Genomic DNA, 26,320 nt, shown 5'->3' with positions numbered 1-26,320 from the left:
GTGGCCCACTTAGAGCGCTTTTAGACCCGCCCGCAAGAACAAGAGCATGTCGTCGAACTGGGTAATCAGTTCAAAACACAAAAGAAACGCCAACGTGTAACCAGGCCCGGGCGACCTGTGCATCCATCGCAGGATCGGCGCCGCATAGCGCGCTCTGACAAAGTCCCGGGTCGCGATATAGGTGATAGCGATGCCGAGCGCCGCTCCCGCGAGTACATCGGTCGGATAGTGCAACCCGAGATAAACGCGCGGCATGCAGACGAACACGACTGTGTACAGCAGCGCGAGCGCACCGACCCGGCGACTGATGAGAAAGATGCCCATCGCAATCGACATCCACAGCAGCGCATGGTCGCTCGGAAAGGAGCTCCATGTGCGCACTGCGGCCTCTTGCAGACCGACCGAGGGAAAATCCAGCTGCAACGCGGGGTTATAGAGCGGCCGCAAGCGAAACGGCAAGCAGTACGCAAGAAGTCTGCCGATCGTGAGCGATAGAAGGCCACTCGCAATCGTCGCGATGACCATCTCGCGCTCCCATCCGGCACGCTGACTGGGCCGGAACCATAGCCAGCACAAGATGGGGATGAGCACGAGGCCCTTGAATATGGCCTGGCCCGCGATCACTCTTATCGCGTGATTCATCGCCACCGAGTGAAAAGCGTTGTGCGTCAGGAAAACCTGGATCCAGGTATCGAAACTGTTCATTTCAACACTTCCGTTTCGATTCGTCTCACCGTGCTCCGGAATCAGGCCATGCAGGACAGAGCCGGCGGTGTCGGATCGGCCGGCTCGCGTATGGAACAGGCCGGCCGGCACCGCAAGCGGCCATGCCGGCATGCAGGCCTATCAGGAACGCTCCAACCGGTTGCCGTCAATCCGCACGCGGTCGCCCGGACGGAGATCGCCAGGATTAGCCACGTCGAAGGAGCGTGACGATCCGTCATTGAGTTGGACAACGATTCGGTACGCGCTCACGTTTGGACTGCTGTACTGTTGCGCGATCTGATTGCCGGCCACTGCGCCGCCAAGCGCACCCACTACGGTCGCCACGTCGCGGCCACGTCCGCCCCCAAACTGATTGCCGACCACGCCACCGACGACAGCACCGACCACGGTCCCCATTACGTTGCCCGGGCTCATTGCGTTGGCTGTCGCGACAGGTTGAATTGCGGAGATCACCCCATACTGAAGTCCGTAACCGGAGCTTGCGGGAGGCGCATTTCCATAGCCGCCCGCGCTCTCGACTGGCTGTGAATAGGCGGGTTGCACATAAGCCGGCTGGGAGTACGCGGGTTGCGCATAGGCTGGCTGCGCTGGATTCGAACCGTACGGCATGCCTGCGCCGGGCATCACGCACCCGCTCAGAGGCAAGGCCGCGCACAGCGCGATGAAGAAGATGGGTTTGGTAAATTGAGTGTTGTACATGATGCTCTCGACATCGTGGCGCCGCATGTCACTTGGCGAAGTTGAGGTTCGGCATGGAGTATAAGGAACCATTTTCGAAAAATTTCACCGTGCCGCGTAACAGTGTGTAAGTTGTTCCACTGCAAACGCTCAACCTGCCTGGTGTTGCGGCAAATGTTGCCGCCAACGCGACATCTCGAACCGTTGCCGCCATCACCGCAGGAGGCGATTCCCGGTTCGGCGACGACCTTCAGCGGGAAGAAGCGTGGTTAGCGCAGCGCCGTGTAGCAGCAGCATGCACGACATCGAGGGGGCGCCGCCGCCGTCTCCTTTGTCGGGAATCTGGCGCCTGAGCCCGGCCCTTGCACCCGTACCTAGCGCAAGAACCGGGAGCAGAAACGCATCACATCCACAGTCGATCTTTCATACCTTCGGTTAGCACTCGCCCTTTTTCGCGTGCCCCGGCGGACAGTGATAGTCCCCATGCCCGTGATGGTGATGATGTTCTTCCCATTCGTCACGATCCCAGTAGCGGCGTCCGTCCCAGTAACGGTCGCCCTGCCAACCCGGCGATACGACGACTACCGGCGCCGGCGCGACCACGACAGGCGCCGGAACACCAATATTGATGCCAACCCCGACGTCGACAGCATTCGCCAGTCCTGACGCACCGATTCCAATACTCGCGAACGCTGCGGCTATGAAAATACGTTTCATGTTATCCCCCGAAAAAAGCAGCAATAAGCGCTGCCTGCTGGCCACGCCACGCGTAGCCGTCGTTTGTTGAGCGCAGGAAGTGTGGATCCTTGCCGTGCCAACTTCAACGCGAACTTGTAACGGATTGTTCTGCGGATCGCAAGCCGGCCGGCAAAGACCAGCGTCGTACGGAAACAACGCGTCCAATCACTCGATCGCTTTGACCGCCAGTGGATCAGCCATCGCTTTGCACCGCATTACGTAAGCGTTACTGCCAGTTACAAAGCTTTCGCGCAACCGTATCGGCCTAACCCAAGGTCCGAATCGAATTGCTGATCCCACGGGCGCAATCGATCACTGCCGGCGCCAGACGTTGCTCCGCATCGGCGAGCGTCCAGCGGCTGGTCGGCGCGACCACATGCACGGAGGCGACCGGCCTTCTCTCGCCGTCCAGCACCGGCGCCGCGATCGTCATGTCGCCGATGAACAGTTCCTCGCGATTCGACGTATAGCCATTGCGCCGTCCCTGCGCAAGAAGCGCCTCGATTTCCCCAATGTCCGTCACCGTGTACTGCGTGTGCACCACGCGGGCACTCGCTTCGAGCAGTGCACGCGCTTCGTCGTCGGGAAGCGCGCCGAGATAGGCGCGGCCTGAAGCGGTGCAGTACATGGGAATGCGGCTGCCGATGGGCATGTGGATCGGCACGAATTTCGTACAGACGAAGCGCGCGACATACAGCATCTCGACGCCGTCCGGTTCAGTGAGACTCGTGGTCTCGCCAGTCAGGTTCGTGAGTTCCGATAGAAACGGATTGGCGACGTCGATCAGCGTATCCGCGGCGACATAGTTAAAGCCGATCTGCATCACACGGGGCGTAAGTTGATAGCGCTTCGTGCGCGGGTGCTTGCGCACGTAACCCAGCTTTTCGAGCGTGTAGATCATCCGCTGCGCCGAGCTCTTCGTGATCGAGGTCGCCTCGGCCACTTCCGGCAAGCTCATGGTTCGGCGTTGCGCGCTGAAAGCGCGCAGCACCGCAATGCCCTTCTCCAGCGACTGGTTGAAAAGCGCGTCCGGCGCATCCGGCGCTTCGATCTCGTTCGCCTGTTCCGTGCCTTTGCCGCTCATGGAAATACCCGATTGTGAATAGCCATGCCCGACATTAGCATATCGAATATCGATACGCAAATAATGTTATTCGATATTTTTGACTCGAATATTATTCAGAAACGCTGTCTACCGATATCTCAATCGCTGTCTTTTACCGTCGTGGAGAGTCTCATGATCCAGTTTGTGAAGCGTATTGCCGGCGCCGCCATGGCCGGATTGGTCCTTGCGGCAACGCCGGCTCTGGTGCACGCCGCGCCGTCGTACACGGTCGGCGCTACCGCCACCGGCGTGCCGTTCACCTTCCTCGACGTGAAGAGCAATTCGATCCAGGGGCTGCTCGTCGATGCGATCACGGCTACCGGCAAGGCCGCCGGTTTCGACGTGAAGGTGGAACAGACGACGTTCGCCGCGCTCATCCCATCGCTCACCACGAAGAAAATCGACGTGATCTCCGCCGCGATGCTGAAGACGCCGGCCCGCCAGCAGGTCGTCGACTTCTCGGACACGGTCTATTCGTATGGCGAAGGTCTTATCGTGCGGGCCGACGACAAGAGCAACTACACGTCGATGGACGATCTCAAGGGCGAGGTTGTCGGCGCGCAAGTGGGCACGGCCTTCGTCGATGCGCTGAACAAGAAAGGCATCTTCAAGGAAGTGCGCACCTACGATTCGGTCGCCGACATCATGCGCGACGTCGCGCTCGGGCGCATCAAGGCGGGCTTCGGCGACCATCCGATCATCGCGTACCAGTTGCAGAAGAACCCGAACTCGCAGTTGCGTCTCGTCGAGGGCTATCAGCCGTCCGTGAAAGGCCAATTGTGCTTCGTCGTGAGAAAGGGCGACAACGAGACACTCGAAAAGCTGAACGCCGGCATCCGAAAGATCAAATCGGACGGCACGCTCACGCAGATCATCAAGAAATGGCAAGTGGAATGACACGGCCACCGGTTTGAGAGGGACACGCCATGTTCATCCAGAACGCGCTCGACTTCCTGCCGATCCTGCTCAAGGGCGCGGTCGTCACGGTCGAGATCACCTTCTGCTCCTTTGTTCTGAGCACGATGCTCGGCCTCGCGCTCGCGCTGATGCGCGTGTCGGCGAACAAGGTGCTCTCGAATGCCGCGGCCACTATCATCAACGTGATCCGCGGCCTGCCGATCATCGTGCAGCTGTTCTACATCTACTTCGTGCTGCCCGATCTCGGCGTGCAACTGAGCGCGTTTCAGGCGGGTTTCATCGGACTCGGCATTGCGTATTCGGCGTATCAGGCGGAGAACTTCCGCGCCGGGATCGAGGCGATCGATCACGGGCAGATCGAAGCCGCGCAGTCCATCGGCATGCGCGGCGCGTTGATCATGCGCCGCGTGGTCCTCCCGCAGGCGTTTCGCATCGCGTTGCCGCCCTATGGCAACACGCTCGTGATGATGCTGAAGGACTCGTCGCTCGCGTCGACGATCACCGTCGCGGAAATGACGCGCGCCGGCCAGTTGATTGCTTCGTCGACGTTTCAGAACATGACGGTGTTCACGCTCGTCGCCCTGCTCTATCTCGCGCTCAGTCTGCCGCTCGTCTACGGCTTGCGGCGGCTCGAACGCCGCCTCGGCCTCAAGGGAAAACGATGATCGATGTTCAATCCATTCACAAGCGCTTTCACGATCAGGAAGTGCTCAAGGGCGTGAGCCTCCGTGTCGGCGCGGGCCAGGTGGTGTGTCTGATCGGGCCGTCGGGGTCGGGCAAATCGACACTCCTGCGCTGCATCAACGGCCTCGAAACCTACGACGCGGGCACGATCACCGTCGAAGGCGAGCGCGTCGATGCGAAGTCGAAGCAGATTCACGAACTGCGCGCGCACGTCGGCATGGTCTTTCAGCGCTTTAATCTGTTTCCGCATCGCACGGCGCTCGAAAATGTCTGCGAAGGACCGCTCTACGTGAAGAGAGAGGCGCGCGACGCGGCGCGCGAAAAAGCGCGGCGCCTGCTCGACAAGGTCGGTCTCTCGCATCGAATCGATGCTTATCCGGCGGAACTGTCGGGCGGCCAGCAGCAGCGCGTCGCCATTGCGCGAGCGCTCGCCATGGAGCCGAAGGCGATTCTGTTCGACGAACCCACGTCGGCGCTCGACCCTGAACTCGTCGGCGAAGTGCTGAGCGTGATGCGGCGACTGGCGGACGACGGCATGACGATGATCGTCGTTACGCACGAGATGGGATTCGCCCGCGAAGTCGCGGACCACGTGTGCTTTCTCCACGACGGCACGATCTGCGAGCAGGGCCCGGCTGCCGAGCTGCTCGAGCGCCCAGGCCACCCGCGCACGCGAGAATTTCTGCGCCGCATGCTCACCCCTGACAACGCAGCCGCGTAGAACTGAACAGCACGATGAAGATAGTCGAAGCAAGCCAGCCGTTGCCGCCCTCGCTGTGGGCCGCGACCGCCGAACCTGCCGTGCAGACGCCGCCGCTCGAGGCCTCGATGCGTGTCGATGTGGCGATCGTCGGCGCGGGTTATACGGGCCTATCCACGGCGCTGCATCTGAGCGAACTCGGGATCGACGTATGCGTGATCGACGCGAACGAGCCCGGCTGGGGCGCATCCGGCCGCAACGGCGGACAGGTGATTCCCGGCCTGAAATACGATCCCGCCGAACTGGTGCGGCGCTTCGGTCCGCGTGACGGCGAGACGATCGTGGACATGGCGGGCGGCGCCGCCGACACGGTGTTCGGTCTGATCGAGCGCCACGGTATCGCGTGCGATGCCAGGCGTGCTGGCTGGATCCAGCCCACCCACTCGACGAAGCTGCTGGACACGCTGCATGCGCGGGCGCGCCAGTGGGAAGCGCGGGGCGCGCAGGTCGAATTGCTCGACCGCGCGCAGATCACGCAGCGGCTCGGCACGGAGGCCTTCGTCGGCGGATGGGTGGACCGGCGCGCGGGCAGCGTGCAGCCGCTCAGTTATGCCCGCGGTCTCGCGCGCGCAGCCATGGCGCGCGGCGTGTCGATCCATCGCGCGACGCGCGCGCAAAAGCTCGAACAACGCGCCGGCGGATGGCGCATTCACACCGCAAACGGACCGGCCATCGACGCGCGGCAAGTACTCGTCGCGACCAATGGCTACAGCGATTCGCTCTGGCCCGGCCTCGCGCAGTCGATGATCGCGGCGAACAGTTTCATCGTGGCAACCCGGCCCCTGCCCGCCGATATCGGCGCGAGCATTCTGCCGGGGCGCGAAGTGGCGTCCGATTCGCGGCGTCTCCTGCTGTACTTCCGGCGTGACGCCGAAGGACGTCTGTTGATGGGCGGCCGCGGCCCGTTTCGCGAGCCGCGCGGCGCGTCGGACTGGGCGCATCTCGAGCGCGCGGCACAACTTCTCTACCCGCAACTGAAAGAGGTCGAGTACGAGTATCGATGGGCGGGGCGCATCGGCATCACGCGCGATTTCCTGCCACACGTGCATCTCCCGGCGCCGGGACTGACGATCGCGCTCGGCTACAACGGCCGCGGCATCGCCACGGCGACGACGCTCGGCAAACATCTCGCCGCGCATCTGGCGGGCACGGCGCAGGGATTGCCGCTGCCGCCGACGTCCATCAAGCCGATTCCGCTTCACGCGCTGCAGCGTTTTTACATCAGCGCCGGTGTCGCGTGGTACGGACTGCTCGACGCACTCTCCTGACGCGGATCGCGCAGAGCGCGCTTATATGGCGCCGCGCGGCCGGTTATCTTCCGTGTCCACGCAGCACACCAATACTTCGGCATCCTCCTTACTCAGGCTCAGATACACATGCCCGATCGAGCTGTCGAAATAGAGACTGTCGCCTGGCATCAGCTTGAACGCCTTGCCGTTCTCAAAACGCAGCTCCAGTTTTCCACTTAGGAGAAAAACAAATTCCTCGCCTGAATGCCGGATAAATTCGGGGAAATCGGCTACCGCGCGTGCGCGGATGTGAGCCCGCATCGGCACCATCCGCTTGCCGGTCAGATTGTTCGCCAGCATGCCGTACTCGTAGTTCGGCGTGTCGTAGATCACCTGCTTGCCGGACGCCGTGAACGATGGCTTCATCGGTCCAGCGGCCGCTTTCCGGCGCCGGCCGAAAATCGCATCGAAGTCGAGTTCCAGTGAATGCGCGAGCGCCGCGAACTTGTCGTAGGTCAGCGCGATATCGCCGCGCTCCGCCTTCGATATGGTCGACACAGCAATCCCCGAGCGCTCCGACAACTCCATCAGCGTCAGTCCGCGCAGCTTGCGCGCCTGGCGAATATGCGCGCCGACCGTTTTGTGATCGAGCGCCGGCGGCGCATCCTGTGTGCCCTCCGCCACTTCCGCCACCGCTGCTTTTGCCATCACGCCTGCTTCCAAAGTTCGATTTTTGTCGGATACGAGAATTTTATTTTTTCTCGTATATGATAACTCACACCGATTCCACCCTTTTCGACGAGGGCATATTGTGTCTACGCTCGTACTCAGCAAGTCTGGCCTGACGAAGAAACACGTTATCGCCGCCACGACCATCGGCACGGCCCTCGAATTCTACGACTTCACTATCTACAGCTTCTTTGCGATTCAGATCGGACAGCTGTTCTTTCCGGGCGCGTCGCCAGTCAATCAGTTCCTGCTGTCCATCGGCGTATTTGGCGTGGGGTTTGTCGTGAGACCGATCGGCGGCATCGTAATCGGTGCCTATGCGGACCGCGCCGGACGCAAGAAGGCGATGGTGCTCACCATCATGCTGATGGCGCTCAGTTGCGCGATGATCGCCTGCGCGCCGACCTATGCCGTCGCCGGCCTTGCGGCGCCGTTCATCGTCCTGGCCGCGCGGCTGATCCAGGGATTCGCGGCGGGCGGCGAGTTCGGTCCGGGCACGACGCTATTGATCGAATACGCGTCGAACCACACCCGTGCCTTTTTCGCCAGCTGGAACTTCGCGGCCACAGCCGCGGGTCTCGCACTCGGCGCGGCCGTCGCGACTGTCGTCAACGTGCTCCTGCCCAAACAGGCTGTGCTCGAATGGGGCTGGCGCATTCCATTCCTGCTCGGCATTGTCGCAGCGCCGGCCGGCATGCTGATCCGCAAGCGGCTGGAGGAAACGCTTGTCGCTCATTCCACCGATGCAGCGCGGCCACAAGGCGCGCTGAAAGCCGCGCTGACCACTCACTTCAAGCTCACGATTCTCGGCACTTTCGCCGAGCTGGGCGGCTCCGTCTCGGTGTACATCGTCGCGTTCTTCCTGCCGAGCCATGCAGTCCGCGCGCTGCATCTATCGCCGACGACGGCCGTGACCTCCGGTATCGTCAGCTCGCTCGCGTTGTTCGTCGCGGCGCCGTTCGCGGGCATCCTTGCCGACCGGTTCAGCCGCAAGCGCGTGCTGGTCGCGTCGCGGATAGCGATGCTGCTGCTCGTCTATCCCGCGTTCGCGTTCGTCGGCGCGTATCCGTCGGCCATGTCGCTATGCGTCGTTTCCGGCATACTCGCAGTGCTCGTGGCGGGGCAGATCGTACCGGTGCTCGTCATGATCCCCGAGCTGTTCCCCAAGCACGTTCGCGCGACAGGGATCGCGCTGACTTATGTGGTCAGCGCATCCTTTTTCGGCGGCTTCTCGCCGTTTATCGCAAGCTGGCTGGTCGCGCAGACGGGCAATCCGCTGGCCCCGGCGTGGTACGTCGCCGCCGCCTGCCTTGTGTCGCTCGTCCCGGTGATCTGGCTCAAGGACCGCACCGGCGAAGCGCTCGCCTGATACGGAGATGATGCAATGAGTCATAACGACGAGCTGGTCGGCCTGAGCGCCGTGGAATTGCGGCGGATGATCGGAGCCAAAGAGATCTCGCCGGTCGAGCTGCTGGATGCGTGCATCGAACGGATCGAGGCGCTCAATCCCGCCGTGAACGCCGTGACGGCAACGGCTTACCCGGCGGCCAGGAAAGCCGCCCGGGAAGCGGAAAAGCAGGTCCTCGACGGTGCGCCGCTCGGCTTGTTGCACGGCTTGCCGCTCGGCGTGAAGGACCTCGAGGATACTGCCGGCCTGCTCACCACTTACGGCTCGCCGATGTCGCGAGGCAACGTGCCCACGCGCGACGTCGTGCTGGTCGAGCGCCTGCGCGCAGCGGGCGCGATCCTGACCGCCAAGACCAATGTTCCCGAACTGGGTGCCGGTGCGAACACGCGCAATCCGGTGTGGGGCGCGACCGGCAATCCGTTCAATCCGGATCTGAACGCGGGCGGTTCGTCGGGTGGTTCAGCGGCGGCGCTGGCGTGCGATATGCTGCCCGTCTGCACCGGCTCCGACACAGGCGGCTCGCTGCGGATACCCGCATCGAAGTGCGGCGTGGTCGGGTTCCGGCCATCGCCTGGACTGGTGCCGAATTCACGCCGCTTGCTGGGATGGACGCCGATCTCGGTCGTGGGCCCGATGGGCCGCACCGTCGCCGAGGCCTGCTTGCAGCTTGCCGCGACAGCCGGTGTTTCCGCGGGCGATCCGCTGACCTGGCCGCTCGATCCGTTGAGCTTCGCGTTGCCCGCCGCCGTCGATCTGGGCACGCTGCGGGTTGGCTGGACCGAAGACTTCAACTGTTGCGACGTCGATCAGGACATCAGGCAAGTCTTTCGCGAGCGCATGGCGGCACTCGCGCCGATGTTCCATACCTGCGAGGAAGTGAGCTTCGATCTGGGCGACGTGCACCGCTGCTTCGACGTCATTCGCGCCGAGAGCTTTGTCGCGGGATTGCGCGATGCCTACGCGCGCGATCCGGGCCAGCTCGGACCGAATACACGCTCCAACTATGAACTCGGCGCGAGCATGAGCCTTGCCGATAGCGCGTGGGCGCAGGTCGAGCAGACGCGCATCTTCAAAAAATTCCAGCGTGCATTTGAACACTACGATGTGATTCTTTCGCCGACCACGCCGGTCTCGCCATTTCCGTGGCAGCAACTCTACGCCGCGCGGATCGACGGACGCGAGCAGGAAAATTACTATCGATGGCTCGCGCTGACTTATGTGGTCACCTTGACCACGCATCCGGCGATTTCATTGCCGTGCGGCGTCGATCGCGCCGGCATGCCGTTCGGATTACAGATCATCGGACCGTTTCAAGGCGACCGAAAAACACTCGCCGTCGCGCATGCACTGGAACAGGCCTTCGAGCCCTCTCCCATGTTGCGCCGGCCACGGCCGGATGTGTCGAAGCTCGCTCACGCGAATCCTTCACTGACTTCGATCGTTACCGCGCCTCCTCTCTTCAATCAAACTGGCGACAGCCATAGCGGCATTTCAGCGGTCTAGGAACGTGACCGGGAGCACAATGAAATTCGATACTGTCGTACTCGGCGCGGGCATTGTGGGCGTGTCGGTCGCCGTTCATCTTCAGAAGCGCGGCCGCAAGGTGGCGCTCGTGGACCGCAAGCTGCCGGGCAATGAAACATCGTTTGGCAACGCCGGGCTGATCCAGCGCGAAGGCGTTTATCCCTACGCGTTTCCACGCGACCTCGGCACATTGCTCCGGTATGCGCGCAACGAATCGCTCGACGTTCGCTATCACGCCGATGCCATGCTCAAGGTCGCGCCATTCCTGTGGCAATACTGGCGCAATTCGCATCCGGAGAAGCATGCGGCTATTGCGCGTTCTTACTCGACGTTGATCGAGCATTGTGTGAGCGAACACCGGGCGCTGGCGGCCGACGCGGGCGCCAGCGCGTTGCTGCGCCCCATCGGATGGATGAAGGTCTTTCGCACGGCCGGGAAACAGGACGCTGAAACAAGGCTTGCGGAGCAATGGCGCCAGGAATATGGCGTGGCGTTCGAATCGCTCGACGCAACCCGCTTGCGGCAGGCCGAACCCGATCTCGACACCGCTTTGCAGGGCGGATTACTCTATCCCGAGTCGGATTCCGTCAGCGATCCCAATGCGCTCGTCACGGCCTACTCGAACTATTTCGAGCGGCTTGGCGGACGCTTTTTTATCGGCGATGCCGACTCGCTTCGTCCTCAATGGGAGGTCGATACGAACGAGGGGACGATCAATGCGTCGACGGCGGTGATCGCGTTGGGGCCGTGGTCGGATCACGCGAGTGCGCGGCTCGGGTATCGCCTGCCGCTGGCCGTCAAACGCGGCTATCACATGCACTACGCCGCGCGCGCTGAGGCGCGCCTGAATCATCCCGTGCTGGATGTCGAAAACGGTTACCTGCTCGCACCCATGGCGCGAGGAATCCGGTTGACCACGGGCGCGGAGATCGCCAGCCGCGATGCACCCAGGACACCCACGCAACTCGCCGCTGTCGAGCCGATCGCGCGCAAGCTGTTTCCATTGGGCGAGCGTCTCGACGATGAACCGTGGATGGGCCGCCGCCCCTGCACGCCCGACATGATGCCGATTATCGGACCGGCGGGGAATCACAAGAATCTGTGGTTTGCTTTCGGGCACGCCCATCACGGACTGACGCTCGGACCCGTGACCGGCCGGCTGATTGCTGAAATGATAACCGGCGAACCAACGTTCGTTGACGCTCATCCGTTCAGGGTGGAGCGGTTTTAGCGGCTGTTTCTGGCGACTTTCCGCTTTCTGCAATCCAGGCGACGTACTGGCCGGCGCGTGTAAGGCCGGCACTTCCGCCTATCCCGCCGACTTGCCGAAGAGGGAAAAATGTCTGGACGCCTGGCTCGGCACGTCATCGCCGATCTGACCGAACTCGACCGGAAAACGCACGTAGAAAACGTGCACGTTTTCCGCACGTACAAGGTCCAGTAGCCGCTCGGCCTCCTCGTCGGTCACTGCGAGAATGATCTGCTGCGGTTGGTCGGCAAGCTTGAGCATATGTGCCGCGTGATGCGCGCCCGCGTGACCGATGCCTTCGGCGCAGTTGATGACGGTCGCGCCATGAATGCCCAACTCGCGAACCTGGTGCAACAGCCATTCGCAGACGGTCTGATGGCCGTGCCTCCGGTTCTGCTCGGTATAGAACGTCAGTTGATAGCCTTGCATTGCTCACCTCTGTCGCGCGCAATCGCCGCTTCCGCGTTCGGGCGTCTTGCAACGCCGTCATCGCCGACCACCTTTTAAATTCTAGTTCATGGAGAATCGCGAAGCGCGATGGTGCGGCGCAATACGTGCTATCGACGCAAGTGCTTTGGCGCGGACGGGCACTGTACTACCCCGCTGCCCGGGGCTTGCCATTGAGGTCCGCTATTGCGCTCCCTCTGCTCCAAGCATTTCGTACTCGACGGGACAGCGCGTATAGAAGAGGGGAACGCCCCCGCGCTTGAGGCTTTCGAGCAGCGCATCGATGTGAGCGTCGTCCGCGGCGACGGCGACTGCCACCGGCTGGTCGACCAGTTCAAAGAAGCGGGCCGCGTGATACTTGCCGCGTGCGTCGATGGCTTCCGCCGCTTCAATGACCGTGGCCCCCAGAATGCCGGCCTTCTTCACCTCGTCCACGATCCAGTCGACCACCGGCATATGGTTTTTCCGGCGACTCTGGTTGGCCGCGAACACCGTCAGATGACTGCCTTTCATGGGGACCTCCGATCGGCCCGGAAGAGGCGCCGATTACCGCTGTGCACTCTGTCCGGGATATCCGCGCCGACGTTGCGCTCCGACAACGTCTCGCGCCGGGCGGTACGCTACTCCGTCCCCCGGCAGGACCTCGATACTTCGCGGCCAGCGGACTGTTCTTCTTCATAGTAGCAGTCCGGTTGTCGGCTCGCGCATGCTTGCCATGACTCCCCATGTGTATCAAGATCAAGTCACCTCGTCAGCAATCCGCTATCCCATGACGGACGATCCCGACCCCGATAAATTGAAAGGCCCAGGCGGCATGACGTTGCGCCAGATCCACGAACAGGTGCAGAAAAGCGTCGAGCGCGACCGGGAAGCACAGGCTGCGCACAAGTCGCCCGCTCCGCCACAGAGCCGGTGGCAGCGTTGGGTGCGCTACGTGTGGGGCCGCAGCGGACGTCGGTAGTGTCGTGAGTCATCAATTCGTCGCATTGACGGTTCGCGCGGTTCGGGACGGCGCAATGCAGCCTGTCCTGCCCGGGGGCGGAAGCCGACGGATGCCGTGTTTGCTGGCTGACGCGTCAACGTGAGGTTAAACATGGATCAAACGAAATTGACTGCTCACCTGCCGACGGTCGATGTAGAGATCTCGCGGCGCACGGTCCCGGAGCAACATGCCGAGGCCATCACCATTCACATCACCGCGACACCCTCATTCGACGCGGCAGCGCGATGGCTCGTCGCCGCGAGTCTGTTTCCAATCGCGCCACCGTTCTCACTATGGGCAGACCTCATGCGCGCCTGGCAGCCATGGTTGCCGCCCGGCTCCCGATCGCCGCGATCTCTGCCGGAACCGGAATAGGCGCAGCCGCCTACCCGTTCGGGTGGTGTACTCCCATCGTCGTTCTGTCATTCTGAGTTCGTTCGCCGCCATTCGCGCGCACGGGATTTGCGCGCAACAGGCGGGATGAGGCACGCGTGAATCGCGTCGCAAATGACAGGCGAAGGCAGGAGAAATCACATGGAAACCTCAACATCCAGCGGTAACCCGTTGCAGGATCTGTCCGACAATCTGGCGCGAATCGTCGAACGAGTCGGACAAGGCGTCGTCGCGGTGCACGGCCGGCATCGCGTTGCATCAAGCGGGGTAATCTGGCGGCATGGCGTCGTCGTCACGGCTGCACACACGCTCAGACGCACGGAGGGGATCGAGGTTACGCTGCCCGACGGCCGAACTGTCGCAGCCGTCCTCGCGGGCCGGGATACCGGCACCGACGTAGCCGTGCTGAAACTGGACGGCGTAGATCTGGACCCGGTCGAATCCGGCGATGCCCGCTCGCTCAAGGCCGGCCATTTTGTACTCGCGGTGGCGCGGGGCGACGGATTCGGCGCCAGCGCCGATTTTGGCGTGATCGGCAACGCAGGCGGCCCCTGGCGCACCTGGCGAGGCGGCCAGCTCGATGCGTTCGTGCGGCTCGACGGCGGCCTGCACCCGGGTTTCTCCGGCGCAGCCCTCGCGGATGCGAGCGGACAGGTCATGGGTATTTGCACATCGGGGCTCGTGCGTGGCGCCGGCATGGTGATCCCCGCGATGACCGTAGAGCGCGTCGCCGAGGAACTGCTGGCTAAAGGGCGCGTCTCCCGGGGCTACCTCGGCGTCGGCACGCAGCCGGTGGACCTGTTGGAGGCGTGGATCGAGAAAATGAACCTGTCCGCGAGGCATGGTTTGCTGGTCAATTCGCTCGCGCCGGGCGGTCCCGCGGAGCAGGCGGGCGTGCTCCTCGGCGATGTGCTGATCGAACTGGACGGCAAGCCTTGCCGCGATATCGACGACGTGCACACCGTGCTCGGCGCCGCGAGCATTGGACAGCCGCTGAAGATCGCGCTGATCCGGGGCGGGGAACGCGCAGAATGTTCGCTAACCGTGGGTGAGCGCCCGCAACGGGATTCGTGGCGGTGAAGCCCAGGACGCGCTCAAATGTCGGGTGGACAGATGGCACAGACGGCACAAGCGGCACAGTTGGGGAGCCCGGTCCGGGTTGCGATCATCGCTGATTCGCCGCAGGCGCGCGCGAGCCTGCAAGCGCTTGTCGAGGCGAGTCCGGCGCTCAGATTCGCGGGTAGCGCAGCCGACGCCCGCACGCTCGCCGACTGTCTTGCCGGTTCGGTCCCGGATGTGATCGTGATCGACGGGGAACCGGAGGCGAGCGACGCGCCCAAAGCCGGCTTCGAGATCGGGCACACCCCATCGGCGCTCGTCATGTTGACCGACGAGGCCGACAGCGAATGGATCCTCGATGCGTTGCCCGGCGACGCGACGGCGGTCCTGCCGCGGGACGCGATGCCTGGCGAAATCGTCGCATCCATCGAAGCGGTGGCCGCGGGCCTCTACGTACTCTCGCCGGAGATCCTCGGGCGATGGCTGGCCGGCCGGACGCCGCCGCGGCAGACGGCGACCGGCACGCCGGTCGAAACCCTGACGCCGCGCGAAATCGAAGTACTCACGATGCTTGCCGAAGGGCTCGGCAATAAGGAAATCGCGCGCCAGCTCGACATCTCGGACAACACCGTGAAATTCCACCTTGCCTCTCTTTTCGGCAAGCTGGGCGCGACCAACCGCACCGAAGCGGTGATGCTCGGCATGCGGCACGGCTTCGTCATGTTGTAGGCAACGTGATGAAACTACCGCCGCCCGCGATCGCGTTGATCACGCCGCCGCACAGGCTGGCAAGGAAGAGAAAAGGATCGAATTCGAGCGCTCACGTCTGGATGAACAGGCGAAGCGCTCGATGCGGATTGGCGGTGTGCGGTGTGCGGTGTGCGGTGCACTGTCCTGTATGGCGGCATGGGGCCAAGGCGCGGGTTTGAACTTTCCCAGGAATTCCCTGAATACCCGGCAAGCGTATCGAGCACGTACACTCGTCGTTCTTCCCCGCGCTGAGAGAAACCGTGCCTGCCATTACCTGCATTGAAGATTTACGCGTGCTTGCTCAACGGCGCGTGCCGCGCATGTTCTACGACTACGCCGACAGCGGCTCGTGGACCGAGAGCACCTACCGCGCGAATGAAAGCGACTTCCAGCTCCTGAAGCTGCGTCAGCGAGTGGCGGTCAACATGGCCGGGCGCAGCACGCGCACGGAAATGGCGGGTCAGGCGGTCGCCATGCCCGTGGCGCTCGCGCCGACCGGTTTGACCGGCATGCAACATGCCGACGGAGAAATTCTCGCTGCGCGCGCGGCTGAGAAGTTCGGCGTTCCGTTCACCTTGTCGACCATGAGCATCTGCTCGATCGAGGACGTGGCTGCCGGAACCACCCAGCCATTCTGGTTCCAGCTTTATATGATGCGCGACCGCGATTTCATCGTGCGTCTGATCGAGCGGGCTCGCGCGGCACGGTGCAGCGCGCTGATGCTGACGCTGGATCTGCAGATCCTCGGCCAACGCCACAAGGACATCAAGAACGGGCTGTCGGCGCCGCCCAAACTGACTCCCGCGAACCTCGTCAATCTGGCGACCCGGCCGCGCTGGTGCCTCGGCATGCTCGGCACCCGGCGGCGTACGTTCGGCAACATCGTCGGTCATGCGAAGGGAGTGGGCGATCTGTCGTCCCTGAGCTCGTGGACGGCCGAGCAGTTCGATCCGGCGCTGAGCTGGGCAGACGTCGAGTGGGTCAAGAAGCAATGGGGCGGCAAACTCATTCTGAAAGGCATCATGGATGTCGAAGATGCACGCCTTGCCGCCGACAGCGGCGCCGACGCACTGATCGTCTCCAACCATGGCGGCCGTCAACTCGACGGAGCGCCCTCTTCGATCTCGGTGCTCCCCGAGATCGCACGCGAGGTCGGTTCGCGCATCGAAGTGTGGATGGACGGCGGCATCCGCAGCGGACAGGACGTGCTGAAAGCCATTGCGCTCGGCGCCAAGGGCACGCTGATCGGCCGCAGCTTCCTTTACGGCCTGGGTGCAATGGGCGAGGCGGGTGTCGAGCAGTGCCTGAAGATCATCCACAAGGAACTGGACATCACGATGGCCTTTTGCGGCCATAACGATATCCGTCAGGTAGACGAACGAATCATTCTTCCTGAACGACGTTGACCGCGGCGCCGTGCACGACGCCTCGCGCGTGCACGGCGTTCAGCCAGATGTCCGGCTCATGTCCTTAACCGCCGCTTCTTTCGGGGCGCAATCTTCCAGCGCTTGCAGAAACGTCGAACTCCACCAGTGCACATCGAACTTGCGGATCCGGCGCAGCAGCGCTTCATGCCGGTTGATCCGCTCGTCGAGCGACATCGTCAGCGCGCGTTGAATGGCATGCGCCGTACCCTGCGTGTCGTAGGGGTTGACCAGCAGTGCTTCCTTCAATTGCTCCGCGGCGCCGGCAAACCGCGAAAGCACCAGCATGCCCGGGTCGGCGGAATCTTGTGCGGCGATGAATTCCTTCGCGACCAGATTCATGCCGTCGCGCAACGGCGTGACGAGCGCGACCCGGCTCGCGCGATAGAGGCCCGGCAGACGCTTACGGGCCACGTTGCGATGAATGTAGCGCAGCGGCATCCAGTCCAGTTCACCGAAGTCGCCGTTGATTGCGCCGCACAGGCTATCCATCTGACGCCGCAGATCGTCGTAAGCGCCGACGTCCTCGCGGCTAGGCGAAGCGATCTGGATCAGCGTCGCGCTATCGCGGTTTTCCGGGTAGTAGGTCAGCAGCTCGCGGAATGCGTGGATGCGCTGCGGCAGGCCCTTTGAGTAATCCAACCGGTCGACGCCCACCAGCAAACGCCGCCGCGAATATTCGTCGCGCATCCGGACGAACATGTCGCGCCCTTCCTTCGAATCGGCAAGACGAATGAACTCGTCGACGTCGATGCCGATGGGATACGCTCCGACCCGCAGCGTTCGATTGAACGCCTGGAGGCGATCCGGACTCAACCGTTGCGCCTGCGCTTCCGATTCGACGTAGTGAGAAAAATGCGTCAGGTCGGCTTCGCTCTGGAAGCCCACCAGATCGTATGCAAACAGCGAGCGCATCAGCCATTCGTGTTCCGGAATCGCCGCCATGATCAGCGGCGGCGGCATCGGAATATGCAGGAAGAAGCCGATGCGATTGATACATCCCATGGCGCGCAACTCGGCCGCGAGCGGGATCAACTGATAATCGTGAACCCAGATGAGATCGTCGGGCTTCAACAGCGGCAGCAGCTTGTGCGCGAATAACTGGTTGACCCTGCGATAGCCCGCCGCGAAGCGCGTGTCGAAATTGGCCAGGTCCAGCCGGTAGTGGAATACCGGCCACAAGACATCGTTGGCGTAACCCAGGTAATACGTGTCGTGATCCTCCCGGCTCAGATCGAGTGTCGCAAGCGTGACGTTGCCGGCCGTCTGGATGTGAACGTCAGCTTGACCGGGTTGTGCGGCATCCGCTGCTTCCCGGATCTTGCCGCTCCAGCCGAACCAGAGCCCGCCTGTCTGTTGCAGGCTTTCGCGTAACGCTACAGCGAGTCCGCCGGCGGCAGGCTTGCGAGGATCGGCAGTGCGATTGGAAACGACGACTAGACGACTCATGAGGTCCTTGTGCTGTTGCGTTCACATTGCGATATCCGGCGCGGCAAAGGGGACATGACCTCCCCTGCCGGCGCACGGCGAACGTACGCGGTTTTTACTGAAGCCGGCGCAGCGGGGGCCGCGCGTTCATGAAGCCTCGAACTTGCGGCGTGGCCAGCCATGCCGGACAAGGGACACGTTCTGATGCGCCAGTTTACTATGTCGTTAACACATGCTCACGCCTGTGCTTCGCCTGCCTACTTCATGCGCGAAAAATAGAGCAGCGCCGCTGAAGCGGGTAAAACTCAGCTCTTTTTCGAGGTCATGGCGACAAACGGTGTCGGGACATGCTGACACGCCTCGCTTCCGCACTTCGGGCAACGCGGATGGGCATCCGCGTGTTCAGCGAGATGTTCCGCGTGCTCGAACAACTCGCCACACTTCTCGCAACGATATTGGTACGTCGGCATTGCGTTCCTCCAACATGAATCCACCTGTGCCGGCCATCTATGCGTCGTCGGCACGGTCCGGTACTGTGACAATCCATTCTAGTGCAGGAAATGCGCCGCCATGCGCCTCATCTCGCCCGACACTAACCGGCTGCGACTGCGACTGCGGCCACGACCGCAACGGCACGCCCGCAACGCGCGCCGCCTACGGACACGCGATGTCACATTGCCGCGCTATCAGCGGACCGGTGCTTCCGCTGACGGCGGTTTGTACTACGCTTGATTAACGAAGAAAGGCCGTCGCCGTCGGGCGCAAGCCGACGAATTGACATCCGCTGACGAAAGCAGCCTCTCCTCCGGTGTTTCTGGTACTACAGAGCGAGGTCCGATATGCATCTGCTTACGGTAACAATCGTCAAACCCGAAGCGACGAACTTCATCCTGGGACAAAGCCACTTCATCAAGTCTGTCGAGGATCTGCACGAAGTGATGGTCGGCACCGTTCCGGGCATCAAGTTCGGCTTGGCCTTTTGCGAAGCGTCGGGTAAGCGACTCGTGCGCCAGTCCGGCACGGACGCCGACCTGATCGAGTTGGCGTGCCAGAATGCGATGGCCATCGCGGCAGGCCACTGCTTCATGATCTTTCTCGGCGATGGCTTTTACCCGGTCAACGTTCTGAATGCGATAAAGACCGTGCCGGAGGTATGCCGGATCTTCTGCGCGACATCGAATCCCACACAGATTCTGGTTGCCGAGACAGACCTGGGACGCGCTATCCTGGGCGTGGTCGACGGCTATCCGCCGCTTGGCGTGGAGAATGAAGAGGACGTTCAGTGGCGCAAGAATCTGTTGCGTGCGATCGGTTACAAAGCGTAGCTTCGGTCGCTCTCTTTTGGCGACATGCGCGTTGGCGATACGCGCGTTTGCGACGTGCGCGTTTGCGACGTGCGCGTTGGCGATACGCGCGTTTGCGACGTGCGCGTTTGCGACGTGCGCGTTTGCGATACGCGTGTTGGCGAGTTGCACGTTGGCAAAATGCGCGCTTGCAGCATGCGCGCCGGTCTGGTTGACCAATGGAACATCTGCCTCTCCAGCCCGGCACCCTGTGGCCGGCCATTCTGCGTCAGACCGAGCATGCGCTGCGTCGTGGTGCACTGCGGCCGATCGGGACCACCCAGACCCTGATCGAAGAATGCGGCATACGTTTCCTTGTCCGCCAGGTCTCGAGCCTCGCTCGCAAGGAGGCAGCCCGGCAAGCGCCTGAAGCCGATGCCAGCGCGCGCCGCGCGGTCAATCCGTTCCTGCCTTATGACCCGGACCTCTTCGTGGCCGATATTTCGGACACCCACGTCGCCTTGCTCAACAAGTTCAACGTCATCGACCATCATCTCCTGATCGTCACCCGGAGCTTTACGTCGCAGGAAACGCTGCTCGATCTCGCGGACTTTGCCGCATTGATCGCCTGCATGGCCGAGTTCGACGGCCTGGGCTTCTACAACGGCGGCACGGACGCCGGCGCAAGTCAGCCCCACAAGCATCTGCAGATCGTGCCGTTGCCGCTCGGCGAATCAGGTCCGCCGCTGCCCATCGAGTCCGCGCTCGCGGCCGCGCGCATGGAAGGTCCGATCGGCACGATTCCAGGCCTGGCTTTTCGGCACGCGTTCGCCCAGCTGGAACTGGCTCCTGCGGCCTCGCGGCATGCAGCACACGCGGCTTTGGATTGCTACCACGCGTTGCTCGAAGCCGCCGGCCTGCGAGCAATCGAAGCAAATGGCGAACTGCATCACCCGGCGCCGTATAACCTGCTGGTCGCCCCCCGATGGATGCTGCTCGTGCCGAGGTCTTCGGAATGCGTCGAGGGAATTTCGGTGAATGCGCTGGGGTTCGCGGGATCGCTCTTCGTGCGCGACGCGGCACAGATGCAAATCATCAGGAATCTCGGTCCGATGACCGTGCTGCAGCGAGTCGCGCTCCCTGCCGTCCTGGAGCGATAGGGATAGGCCGTATCTGCAATATCCGCACCGTCTGCGTTTCAACGCTTGGGGCCCTTCATGCTTTCGGCTTCCTTCGCGGCATTCAGCTCCTCGCCGGCCTCGATGGGGTCCATGTCATCGTCGATGAAAGCAGTCGCGCGTTCTGTCGCCGCCGTCTCTTCATCGACGGTGGGGTCGAATTCTCCGTCGTCGTCGCTCGGAGGTTCCAGCATGTCCCGAAGCATGGCCGCCAACTCCGGCGTGTCCCACGGCGCGCCATGCCGTTTTTTCATTTTTATGTAGTGTCTGACTTCCGCGTCTTGCTCCGGAGTCAAGGGAAGACCGCGAAAGGTGCTTTGGGGAGTAGCGTCGGCCATGGCATCGCTCCAGAATTTGATTCGGTTTGAGTGTATCTCCGTGGTCGGCGGACCTCAACTATCGCTCTGCGCAGCGGCTCCGGCGCAGATATCGGCGAATGCTGTCGCTATTTCTCCGGTCACCTAAAATACAGGCATGGTTCTGACCTCAAAGGAGGTTGCCATGACTGAGTCAATGATCAGTTTTGTAGTGGGACTCGCGGTGCTGCTGTGCGTCGTGGTATTTGTCGCGGCCCGCTACAGGCGGGAACACAAGGACCAGCCGGCTGCCCGTTGGCTGGACACGCATCAGATCAAAGACTGGTGGATGCGCCATAAACACTGAATGGCACGACAGATGATTTTCGGAAGTGCCGGGGTGCGTCGGCGCTATTTCTCGAGAACGTAATCGACTGCTCTAAATAGAGAATGGCGCTTGCACGCTACCCCGGCCTGCGCTGAGATTTCGACTCACACATCCACGATGACTTCGAAGCCACCGTAGATCAGCCGCTTGCCGTCGAAAGGCATCGGATTCACCTCCGGCTGCAGCCGCGGATCCGCCATCACCTTTTTCATGCCATCATCCCGCACCTGACGCGACGGCCAGACAACCCAGGAAAACACCACCGTTTCGTCGTCCTTGCGTTTGACCGCCATCGGAAACGACGTCAGCTTGCCCTCCGGGACGTCATCTCCCCAGCACTCGACCACCTGCAACGCGCCGTTCTCCTTGAAGACGCCCGCGGCCATTTCAGCCTGTTTTCTGTATTTTTCACGGTCGACCGTGGCTACCGGCACGACAAATCCATCGACGTAAGTCATGAACGCGCTCCTTTCGGGTTGACAATCAAATAGGGGACGGAAAGCGGCGACGTTCAGACCAGCGTCGCCGCACCGCGCCCCCATAAACACGACGAACGACACGCCGCGAAATCGACACGATCCTGGCGCGCCGGCGTACAGCGCGGCTGCCTGCCGTCGTTCCAGAATATGATCGCGGCGGCGCTGCGCCATTTCAATCCGCGCTACACGCCGCATCACGAAGGTTCCATCGAGCAGGCGCTCGCCTATCTTGCGGCCTCGCCCGCTGCGCAGGCCGCGGCGCACGGAGGCAACTGGGTGCGTGATGCGGGTTGATGCGGCGAAATCAGGACCATGACCGCGTGTCTGCGGCGCGGTAAAGCCGCCGCCAATGTGAGACGCTCGCCGAAACACGCGCTGTCTGGCATGATCTGGAGCGCCGCTTGCGCGGCCAATTTTCGTCAGACAAACTCCGCAATTCATGCTTCGATTCGAGAATCTTTGCAAACGCTACGGCGAACACATCATTTTTCAGGGACTGCGTTACAGCACCGGCGCAGGATGCGTGGCGCTCAACGATGAATCCGGCAGCGGCAAGTCCACCTTGCTCGGCATCCTCGCAGGTACGATCGAGGCCGACGAAGGCGAGGTGTGGCTAGGCGGCCATTCGCTGCGTACAGCGCCGCTCGAGGCTAAATCGACACTCGCGTCTATACCCGACGACTGCATCGCGTATCCGCTGCAAACCGGCCGCGCGTTTCTCGACCAGGTAGCGTCGACCAGACAAACGATAGTCGACAGCCGCACGCTCGACCTCGCGCACCGCTTCGGGCTCGCGCCACATCTCGAGAAACGCTTCGAGCAGATGTCGTTCGGCACCCGGAAGAAAATGTTCCTGACGGCGACCGCGCTCGGCAGGCCCGCCGTCATCATCGCGGATGAGCCGGCCGGCGGGCTCGACGCCGCCGCGCGCGCTGTGCTGATCGACTGGTTCAAAACGCTGGCCGAAGACCGCACGGTCTTTTTCTCGAGCTATGACACGGCGCTGCTGCAAGCGTGCAACGCGCAAACGATCAGTTTCGCCGATCTCGGCATGAGCGTTTAACACGCAACTGCAACACCGCTGCGACACTGACGCGAAGCTACTGCGCGCCGCCGTCCTGGGTCATGGATCATGGGTAAAGAGGCTCGGCACGATCCGGTCACCTGTCGGCTAGCGGCCGGATTGGCTCACGCGCCAATGCGCCACCTTACTCGAGCGCGGCATTTTTATCCGCCCGGTGTTGTCCGGCAGCGGCTCCATCACTCGCGATGGCCCAGTTGATCGCAGCGTCAAACAGGGCCGTGCCGTCGGGACTGAGCTTTTCGAAAGTACGGTTACCCAGAAACAGCGCCACTCGCCGTGCCGGCGCGATGAAGTCATAGTCCATCGTTGCGCCCTTTTCGTAGGCAAACACCACCGCGTGTTGCGGCTCGCCTGGAATCGTCGCGATGACGGTCGCGCCCGGCGCCGGTTTACCCCAGCCCATTTCGTCATCGCGCGGATAGACCCAGCGCTTTCCCGCTGGCAACCCGCCCGCAAGCGGACTCGGTGCGTTCACCACATTGATGTAATGTTCCTTTTCGACCTCGCCGAAGTCCTCGCCTTTCTTCGCACCGGTAAAGCGCAGCGAATCGAAGAGATCGGCCTCCCAGGTGAGCAACGGCACGGTAACGTCCTTGTACGTGGTGCCCGCCATGTTGCGCGCACTGACCACCGACGAAATGATCACCAGATCTTTACCGAGAGCCGCGCTCGACGGCGTGGTCTCATCGACCATCGTCACACTCATCCCGCGCTTCTCGAGATAGGCCCGCACCTTGTCGTCGATCACCCTGTCCCGATGCTGGAGACGGGTGACATACAGAACCTGCTTCGCTGCGATTGCCTGGGCCTCCTGTTGCTGTGCGCGCGCAATGGGCACGCACAACGTGCCGGCAAGCGTGCCCAGCAAGACGAGCCGGCGGAGTCGCACTTTGACAAAACCACGTACGGCAGAACGGCAATGCGTAAAGCTCAAATCAGCCATGAAAGCGATCCTGTGAAGTGATGCGATGAAGCCGGTCAGAATTCGAACGTCGAAGTCAGCGCAAGCGTGCGCTCCAGCCCGACGGCAAGCTGACTCGAACCCGCCGCGCTCCAGTAATGCCTGTTGGCCGCGTTCTCGAGATTGGCCTGGAAGGTGGCCCGCTTGCCGAAGAGACGCGTCGAATAGCGTGCGCCCGCCGAAATCAGCGTGTAGCCGCCAATGGTCGCCTGATTGGCGTCGTTCACCGGACGCGGCCCGACGTAGTACACCCCGCCGTTGAACGACAATCCGGCGATCTGCGGAACACGATAGGTAGCGAACAGGCTGCCCGTCACATGCGGCGTGTTTTCCGGCGTTTTGCCGATCAGCGACGTATCCGACGAATCGACAACGCGTGCATCGAGCAGCATGCCGGTCGCGACCACCGCAATGTCCCGGGTCAAATCGCCCTGAAGCGAGAACTCCAGCCCTCGATAACGGGCGTTGCCATTGAGCGCATACACGTTGTCGGCATTAGTTCCGGCCGATGGCTGACGCAGGTTGAACAGCGCCACCGACGCCAGGGTGTTGTTACCGAAGCGATGCCGGATGCCGATTTCCTCCTGACGGCTGACGGCGGCCGGCAGCACCTGATAGGCGTTCGATGCTGTCGCCGGCGCAGCGCCGCTCGACTCGAGCCCTTCGATATAACTCGCGTACACGCTGGTCTGCGGCGTCACCTTGAAGACGAGGCTGGCCGACGGCGTGGTCTTGCTCACGTCATAGGTCGCCGCACCCGCTTGCGTGCTTCGATACTCCGAGCGTCGCAAGCCGGCGACGAACTGCCATTTCGGCGTCAGTTCGATTCGATCGAACACGTACACGCCGCGATTGTTGACGTGCTGCGCATAGAACTGCTTCGAGCCCCCGGCAGTCAGCGAGGTGATGCTGACCGGGTTGTAGAGATTCTGGCTCGCCGTGTAGTAATAGGTCGTGAAGTCCGGCTGGAAAAGCCAGTTGTCGACCGCGCCGAAGGTCACGTCATGGCCGATCGAGCCTGTCTTGAAGAGCCCGTTCACTTCGAAACGCACGTTCTTGTTCTCGTACATCTGGCCGTTCTGCTTGCTGCCCTGCAGTGTGCCCGCACCCGTGTTGACGTTGTACTTCTGGAAGACCCACAGCCAGCGGTCGCGACGGGTAATCGACTGGCCGACGGTGAAGCTCGCGCTCCAGTTTTCGGAGAACAGATAGTCGGCACGCAGGATCTGGCTCGTCGCGGTGGCGGTGGTCGGTTTGTCGTTCGGCGAGAACAGGCGGGTGGCATCGGGCAGTGCAGGCAGGCTGATGACGCCGTTTTTCGCGGCGAGCGGCGTAATGCCCGCCTGCTCGACCACACGTTGCTCGATATGCTCCAGGTCATATTTGAACGACAGTTTGCGAGTCGCCTGCCAGTCGAGCGCGACGCTCGCGAACTTGCGATAGCCACGATCGCCGTCGATCGGCGTTTCCACGTGCTCGTCCATCGCGTTGACGCGAATGCCGAACTGATTGTCAGGTCCGAAACGGCGCGCGATGTCGGCATGCACGCCGATCGAGCCGTTGGTATCGCCCAGCAGGGAGACGCTCGTCACCGGCTCGCTGCCCGCGCGCTTCATGACCATGTTGACGATGCCGGCCGGCACAGCGAAACCGTAATACAGGGCGGATGCGCCCTTGAGCACTTCGACGCGCTCCTTGTCCTGCATCGGCATCCAGATGTTGTTGTCGATCGGCAGGACGCCGTTCAGGTAGTAGCTCGAACGATTGTCGAGCGCGATGCCCCGGATTGCCAGGTTATCGTACGCGAGGCCGTTGAGTTGTTGCCGGGTCACGCCCGCCACGTTGCGCAGCGCGTCGTAGAGTCCGGTATCGCCCTGTTCATCCATCACTTCGCGCGTCACGACATTGACCGTAGCGGGAACATCGAGCGCATCGAGGCCGCGATACGGCCCTGTCTCGACCGTGGCGGGCGCATAGCCGCTGCGATCCTTGCTTGCGGTTACGCGAACGGGTGCGAGTTGCTGTGCGCCCCGCTGTGCGCCCTGCTCTGCGCTCGACTCCGCGTCGGCTTGAGCCGCCTCCGTTGCGCTGGTGCCGCCAGCCTGCCCGTATGTCGCGACAGGACATCCAACCCCAATGAGCCCCACTGCTGCCAACGATCGAAATTCCTTCGACGTCCAGAATCGGCCTTTGATTCTGTTCAATTCACCACGCTGCATGACTTCCCCGCGAAGGGATGTTTCGTGCATGTCGAAACACCCTGTTGTTTTATCTTTCAATTATAAATACGAATCATTCGCATTTATAACGTAAATGTTGGCGGAGTTCAAGGGCAATGAAATGGCGGGAAAGACAAGACGTGCGGGTCGCACCGGCGAGTGAACCGGCGAGTGATTTCCTGTCGACCGGTGCTCTCAAAG

The 26,320-nt window shown here is 62.3% G+C and carries 30 protein-coding genes and 1 pseudogene; 18 read left to right on the top strand and 13 right to left on the bottom strand.

The genetic code is table 11. The features are described from left to right. Nucleotides 1-9: 9 nt before the first annotated feature. The 4 genes from AC07WT_RS25295 to AC07WT_RS25280 form a co-directional block, all read right to left on the bottom strand. Nucleotides 10-705, bottom strand: a complete 696-nt coding sequence (locus tag AC07WT_RS25295; protein WP_494949037.1) for a phosphatase PAP2 family protein — start codon at nt 703-705, stop codon at nt 10-12. A 141-nt stretch (nt 706-846) separates the two neighbouring features. Next, on the bottom strand, nt 847-1,425 hold the full coding sequence (locus AC07WT_RS25290) for a glycine zipper 2TM domain-containing protein (protein ID WP_494949036.1): 579 nt from the start codon (nt 1,423-1,425) through the stop codon (nt 847-849). A 414-nt stretch (nt 1,426-1,839) separates the two neighbouring features. Then, nucleotides 1,840-2,121, bottom strand: coding sequence for a hypothetical protein (locus tag AC07WT_RS25285; protein WP_494949035.1), 282 nt, complete (start codon nt 2,119-2,121; stop codon nt 1,840-1,842). Between the two features lie 286 nt (nt 2,122-2,407). Beyond that, nucleotides 2,408-3,226 carry an IclR family transcriptional regulator gene (locus tag AC07WT_RS25280; RefSeq protein WP_494949034.1) on the bottom strand — a complete coding sequence of 273 codons (819 nt, stop codon included), beginning with the start codon at nt 3,224-3,226 and terminating at the stop codon, nt 2,408-2,410. Nucleotides 3,227-3,379: 153 nt separating this feature from the next. Here AC07WT_RS25280 and AC07WT_RS25275 point away from each other — a divergent pair, with 153 nt between their 5' ends. Genes AC07WT_RS25275 through AC07WT_RS25260 form a run of 4 tightly spaced genes read left to right on the top strand, consistent with a single transcriptional unit; the run spans nt 3,380 to nt 6,877 of the window. After that, nucleotides 3,380-4,144 carry a substrate-binding periplasmic protein gene (locus AC07WT_RS25275; RefSeq protein WP_494949033.1) on the top strand — a complete coding sequence of 255 codons (765 nt, stop codon included), beginning with the start codon at nt 3,380-3,382 and terminating at the stop codon, nt 4,142-4,144. A gap of 29 nt (nt 4,145-4,173) precedes the next feature. Then, nucleotides 4,174-4,830: an amino acid ABC transporter permease gene (locus AC07WT_RS25270; RefSeq protein ID WP_494949032.1), complete on the top strand. Its 657-nt coding sequence runs from the start codon at nt 4,174-4,176 to the stop codon at nt 4,828-4,830. Continuing rightward, on the top strand, nt 4,827-5,570 hold the full coding sequence (locus AC07WT_RS25265; RefSeq protein WP_494949031.1) for an amino acid ABC transporter ATP-binding protein: 744 nt from the start codon (nt 4,827-4,829) through the stop codon (nt 5,568-5,570). The genes AC07WT_RS25270 and AC07WT_RS25265 overlap by 4 nt, the downstream gene beginning before the upstream one ends. 14 nt (nt 5,571-5,584) lie before the next feature. Next, nucleotides 5,585-6,877, top strand: coding sequence for an NAD(P)/FAD-dependent oxidoreductase (locus tag AC07WT_RS25260; protein WP_494949030.1), 1,293 nt, complete (start codon nt 5,585-5,587; stop codon nt 6,875-6,877). Between the two features lie 21 nt (nt 6,878-6,898). Here the strand turns inward: AC07WT_RS25260 and AC07WT_RS25255 are convergent, their stop codons facing one another. Then, nucleotides 6,899-7,546, bottom strand: a complete 648-nt coding sequence (locus AC07WT_RS25255) for a helix-turn-helix domain-containing protein (RefSeq protein WP_492595809.1) — start codon at nt 7,544-7,546, stop codon at nt 6,899-6,901. A gap of 103 nt (nt 7,547-7,649) precedes the next feature. Here AC07WT_RS25255 and AC07WT_RS25250 point away from each other — a divergent pair, with 103 nt between their 5' ends. From AC07WT_RS25250 to AC07WT_RS25240, 3 genes are read left to right on the top strand one after another with little or no spacing between them, the layout of a single operon-like run. Beyond that, a complete protein-coding gene (locus AC07WT_RS25250; protein ID WP_494949029.1) occupies nt 7,650-8,936 on the top strand; it encodes an MFS transporter in 1,287 nt (428 codons plus the stop codon). A 15-nt stretch (nt 8,937-8,951) separates the two neighbouring features. Further along, complete coding sequence (locus AC07WT_RS25245; RefSeq protein ID WP_494949028.1) at nt 8,952-10,478, top strand: amidase; 1,527 nt, start codon at nt 8,952-8,954, stop codon at nt 10,476-10,478. Nucleotides 10,479-10,497: 19 nt separating this feature from the next. Further along, entirely contained in the window at nt 10,498-11,730 is a 1,233-nt protein-coding gene (locus AC07WT_RS25240) for an NAD(P)/FAD-dependent oxidoreductase (RefSeq protein ID WP_494949027.1), read from the top strand. Nucleotides 11,731-11,808: 78 nt separating this feature from the next. On the opposite strand, the gene AC07WT_RS25235 is transcribed toward AC07WT_RS25240, so the two are convergent. Next, entirely contained in the window at nt 11,809-12,177 is a 369-nt protein-coding gene (locus AC07WT_RS25235) for a DUF190 domain-containing protein (protein ID WP_492595805.1), read from the bottom strand. Nucleotides 12,178-12,378: 201 nt separating this feature from the next. Continuing rightward, nucleotides 12,379-12,708 carry a DUF190 domain-containing protein gene (locus tag AC07WT_RS25230; RefSeq protein ID WP_492595804.1) on the bottom strand — a complete coding sequence of 110 codons (330 nt, stop codon included), beginning with the start codon at nt 12,706-12,708 and terminating at the stop codon, nt 12,379-12,381. A gap of 193 nt (nt 12,709-12,901) precedes the next feature. Between AC07WT_RS25230 and AC07WT_RS25225 the strand changes: the two genes are divergently transcribed. The 5 genes from AC07WT_RS25225 to AC07WT_RS25205 all read left to right on the top strand — a co-directional run bounded on the left by AC07WT_RS25225 (nt 12,902) and on the right by AC07WT_RS25205 (nt 16,785). After that, the gene (locus AC07WT_RS25225) at nt 12,902-13,156 is read left to right on the top strand and encodes a hypothetical protein (protein ID WP_494949026.1); all 255 of its coding nucleotides are present in this window, start codon (nt 12,902-12,904) and stop codon (nt 13,154-13,156) included. A 132-nt stretch (nt 13,157-13,288) separates the two neighbouring features. After that, nucleotides 13,289-13,552 carry a hypothetical protein gene (locus AC07WT_RS25220; protein ID WP_494949025.1) on the top strand — a complete coding sequence of 88 codons (264 nt, stop codon included), beginning with the start codon at nt 13,289-13,291 and terminating at the stop codon, nt 13,550-13,552. A gap of 159 nt (nt 13,553-13,711) precedes the next feature. Continuing rightward, on the top strand, nt 13,712-14,650 hold the full coding sequence (locus AC07WT_RS25215) for a S1C family serine protease (RefSeq protein WP_494949024.1): 939 nt from the start codon (nt 13,712-13,714) through the stop codon (nt 14,648-14,650). An 18-nt stretch (nt 14,651-14,668) separates the two neighbouring features. Further along, nucleotides 14,669-15,358, top strand: coding sequence for a response regulator transcription factor (locus AC07WT_RS25210; protein WP_494949023.1), 690 nt, complete (start codon nt 14,669-14,671; stop codon nt 15,356-15,358). Between the two features lie 281 nt (nt 15,359-15,639). Then, nucleotides 15,640-16,785, top strand: a complete 1,146-nt coding sequence (locus tag AC07WT_RS25205; RefSeq protein WP_492595798.1) for an alpha-hydroxy acid oxidase — start codon at nt 15,640-15,642, stop codon at nt 16,783-16,785. Between the two features lie 39 nt (nt 16,786-16,824). Here the strand turns inward: AC07WT_RS25205 and otsA are convergent, their stop codons facing one another. Together otsA and AC07WT_RS25195 are read right to left on the bottom strand one after the other, a co-directional pair. Continuing rightward, the gene (otsA, locus tag AC07WT_RS25200) at nt 16,825-18,252 is read right to left on the bottom strand and encodes an alpha,alpha-trehalose-phosphate synthase (UDP-forming) (protein WP_492595797.1); all 1,428 of its coding nucleotides are present in this window, start codon (nt 18,250-18,252) and stop codon (nt 16,825-16,827) included. A 284-nt stretch (nt 18,253-18,536) separates the two neighbouring features. After that, nucleotides 18,537-18,701, bottom strand: coding sequence for an FmdB family zinc ribbon protein (locus AC07WT_RS25195; protein ID WP_492595796.1), 165 nt, complete (start codon nt 18,699-18,701; stop codon nt 18,537-18,539). A 369-nt stretch (nt 18,702-19,070) separates the two neighbouring features. Here AC07WT_RS25195 and AC07WT_RS25190 point away from each other — a divergent pair, with 369 nt between their 5' ends. From AC07WT_RS25190 to AC07WT_RS25180, 3 genes are read left to right on the top strand one after another with little or no spacing between them, the layout of a single operon-like run. Continuing rightward, nucleotides 19,071-19,556 carry an adenosine-specific kinase gene (locus AC07WT_RS25190; RefSeq protein WP_492595795.1) on the top strand — a complete coding sequence of 162 codons (486 nt, stop codon included), beginning with the start codon at nt 19,071-19,073 and terminating at the stop codon, nt 19,554-19,556. After that, entirely contained in the window at nt 19,514-19,750 is a 237-nt protein-coding gene (locus AC07WT_RS25185; protein ID WP_494949022.1) for a pentapeptide repeat-containing protein, read from the top strand. Before AC07WT_RS25190 ends, AC07WT_RS25185 begins: the two co-directional genes overlap by 43 nt. Nucleotides 19,751-19,753: 3 nt before the next feature. Beyond that, complete coding sequence (locus AC07WT_RS25180) at nt 19,754-20,674, top strand: ATP adenylyltransferase family protein (RefSeq protein ID WP_494949021.1); 921 nt, start codon at nt 19,754-19,756, stop codon at nt 20,672-20,674. 38 nt (nt 20,675-20,712) lie between these two features. On the opposite strand, the gene AC07WT_RS25175 is transcribed toward AC07WT_RS25180, so the two are convergent. Beyond that, nucleotides 20,713-21,030 (bottom strand): hypothetical protein, encoded by a 318-nt coding sequence (locus tag AC07WT_RS25175; RefSeq protein ID WP_492595792.1) that lies wholly within the window; start codon nt 21,028-21,030, stop codon nt 20,713-20,715. Between the two features lie 163 nt (nt 21,031-21,193). On the opposite strand from AC07WT_RS25175, the gene AC07WT_RS25170 reads away from it, so the two are divergent. Continuing rightward, complete coding sequence (locus AC07WT_RS25170) at nt 21,194-21,355, top strand: hypothetical protein (protein WP_492595791.1); 162 nt, start codon at nt 21,194-21,196, stop codon at nt 21,353-21,355. A 125-nt stretch (nt 21,356-21,480) separates the two neighbouring features. On the opposite strand, the gene AC07WT_RS25165 is transcribed toward AC07WT_RS25170, so the two are convergent. Further along, entirely contained in the window at nt 21,481-21,834 is a 354-nt protein-coding gene (locus AC07WT_RS25165; protein WP_494951039.1) for a DUF1428 domain-containing protein, read from the bottom strand. Nucleotides 21,835-21,966: 132 nt separating this feature from the next. Between AC07WT_RS25165 and AC07WT_RS25160 the strand changes: the two are divergent. After that, nucleotides 21,967-22,149, top strand: a pseudogene (locus tag AC07WT_RS25160) (metal-dependent hydrolase); the annotation flags it as partial. Between the two features lie 145 nt (nt 22,150-22,294). Further along, a complete protein-coding gene (locus AC07WT_RS25155) occupies nt 22,295-22,918 on the top strand; it encodes an ABC transporter ATP-binding protein (protein WP_494949020.1) in 624 nt (207 codons plus the stop codon). Between the two features lie 145 nt (nt 22,919-23,063). Here AC07WT_RS25155 and AC07WT_RS25150 read toward each other — a convergent pair whose 3' ends face one another. Both AC07WT_RS25150 and AC07WT_RS25145 read right to left on the bottom strand, forming a co-directional pair. Beyond that, nucleotides 23,064-23,882 carry a hypothetical protein gene (locus tag AC07WT_RS25150; protein WP_494949019.1) on the bottom strand — a complete coding sequence of 273 codons (819 nt, stop codon included), beginning with the start codon at nt 23,880-23,882 and terminating at the stop codon, nt 23,064-23,066. Nucleotides 23,883-23,917: 35 nt separating this feature from the next. Further along, nucleotides 23,918-26,104, bottom strand: a complete 2,187-nt coding sequence (locus AC07WT_RS25145) for a TonB-dependent siderophore receptor (RefSeq protein WP_494949018.1) — start codon at nt 26,102-26,104, stop codon at nt 23,918-23,920. Nucleotides 26,105-26,320 lie beyond the last annotated feature (216 nt).

The organism is Paraburkholderia sp. GW821-FHT02A12, assembly GCF_059422005.1.
The sequence above is the reverse complement of the archived record's forward strand: the minus strand, read 5'-3'. Positions and strand labels throughout refer to the sequence as shown.